Origin of the sequence: Pseudomonas sp. D47 (assembly GCF_045447305.1) — a bacterium.
Taxonomy (GTDB): Bacteria; Pseudomonadota; Gammaproteobacteria; order Pseudomonadales; family Pseudomonadaceae; genus Aquipseudomonas.
Genome location: NZ_JBJGXU010000143.1, coordinates 1 through 1,813, shown reverse-complemented (window position 1 = coordinate 1,813; position 1,813 = coordinate 1). Strand labels below are relative to the sequence as shown.

Below are 1,813 nucleotides of genomic sequence, written 5' to 3'. Positions count from 1 at the left end.
AGCCCCCCGCGACAACCAAAAAATTCAACCCATAAAAAGATGTGTAGATACCTATGCTCATCGCAGGCAAGCCAGCCCCCACATTGTGTGTGCGTATCTGAGATCAGCTGCCATCCCCGCCATGTGCCTCTTCAAAGAAGTAATCCTTCCAGCTCCCCGCCTTGTTCTTCAACACGCCCAGCTCCTGCAACTTCTCGGCATAGATGTAGGTACGTTGCGGCACGATGGTGAAGTCGATTTCCGGGTCCTGGACGATTTTCTCCACCAGGTCCAACGGCAGCTTGGATTCCTCTACGCGGATATACGCCTTGGCCGCCGCAGGCTTGTCGGCCTTGATGATCTTCTCGGCCTCAGCCAGCGCGGCGTAGAACGCCTTATAGGTTTTGGGGTTTTCATCATGGAATTTCTGTGTGGTGTAGAGCACGTTGAACGTCGCCTGCCCACCGAGAACGTCGTAGGAACTGAGTACCTTGTGCACATTCGGGTTGAGCAGTTCCTGGTACTGGAATGGCGGGCTGGAGAAGTGCGAATTGATCTCCGAACCACCGGCAATCAACGCTGCCGTGGCGTCGGGGTGGGCCAGGCTGATGGAAATATCGTCGAACTTCTTGAAGTTGGCAGCGCCGAACTGCTTGGCGGTCTCGATCTGCAAGGTGCGCGACTGGAAACCCACGCCGGCGGCGGGCACGGCGATACGGTCTTTCTCGGTGAAGTCCTTGAGCGTCTTCACGTTAGGGTTGTTGGTCAGCAGGTAGTTGGGCATCGAGCCCAAGGAAGCAATGGCCTTGACGTTCTGCTTGCCCTTGGTACGGTCCCACAGCGTGAGCATCGGCGGCACACCGGCCGAGACCACGTCCAAGGCGCCAGCCAGCAGCGATTCATTCATCGCAGTGGCGCCGGAAATGCTGTTCCATTGCACCGTGATATCCAGGCCCTGCTCCTTGCCGTGTTTCTCGATCAGGTGCTGGTCGCGCACCACGTCGAGGATCAGGTAGCCGATGCCGAATTGCTGGGCAATGCTGATCTTGCCTTCGGCCTGGGCGCCGGGGCTGAGCAAGGCGCTGGCGGCGGCCAGCGACGCGGCTAAAAGGGTCAGGGAGGAACGCTTGAATATCATGGAGGTCTGCCGCGCTTTCGAGAAGGTGATGAAGCCTAGCGGCGATGTTTAAGACAGGAAAAGAATATCGGGATCTATTGTTATGCAAATTATCCCTAAAATGCCGTGTGGCTGTTATTGTGCCGCGCTTTGAAATACACCTGCCGACCTGCGAGGAAATGGACGTTGAACACTGACGATAAAATGACCGGGGACTTGTTCGAGGTGGATAAGCGCCTGTCACTCAAGCCCGTGGTGGACTTCAACACCTACCTGCGCAGCGCGTTCGGCGACGGCCCCTGCACCTGTGTACGTTGCGCCGCCAGCAACGGCGATGAAACCGGCTACGCGTTCCAGCACACGTTCAACTTCGACGGCAAACCGACCCACCGTCGCTTCGCCTCGACCGCGGGCAGCGATGTGTTGATGAAGCTCAAGCAGGCGTGGCTGTCGTACACCAAGGCCGAGTTGCCGCTCAGTGGTGTGCTGGCGTTGGACACGGTGAAAGAGTTTGTCGAGCCGCAGTTGCACCAGCGCCTGGCGCCACTGCTGCTGGCCAGTGGGTTGGCCAAGGATGTCGACGGCGTATTGCAGATCCAGCCACAAGCCCTGAGCTGAGCTGATTGCGAGATCGCCGCCATTTACTGCGGAAGCTGGCTTGCCTGCGATAGCCATAGGTATCTACGCAACTTTTTGTGTTGCTTTTAGCCTGCGGTG

2 protein-coding genes are annotated in these 1,813 nt (G+C 57.7%); one reads left to right on the top strand and one right to left on the bottom strand.

Annotated elements, in window-relative coordinates; genetic code table 11:
* Nucleotides 1-103: 103 nt before the first annotated feature.
* Entirely contained in the window at nucleotides 104-1,117 is a 1,014-nt protein-coding gene (locus ACI77I_RS31910) for an ABC transporter substrate-binding protein (protein ID WP_094953609.1), read from the bottom strand.
* 165 nt (nucleotides 1,118-1,282) lie between these two features.
* On the opposite strand from ACI77I_RS31910, the gene ACI77I_RS31905 reads away from it, so the two are divergent.
* On the top strand, nucleotides 1,283-1,714 hold the full coding sequence (locus ACI77I_RS31905) for a hypothetical protein (protein ID WP_242155556.1): 432 nt from the start codon (nucleotides 1,283-1,285) through the stop codon (nucleotides 1,712-1,714).
* Nucleotides 1,715-1,813: the final 99 nt, after the last annotated feature.

Bases quoted from the DNA above. Each gene is read 5' to 3' on its own strand.
- ACI77I_RS31910 (WP_094953609.1), bottom strand. From the start codon at position 1,117: ATGATATTCAAGCGTTCCTCCCTGACCCTTTTAGCCGCGTCGCTGGCC.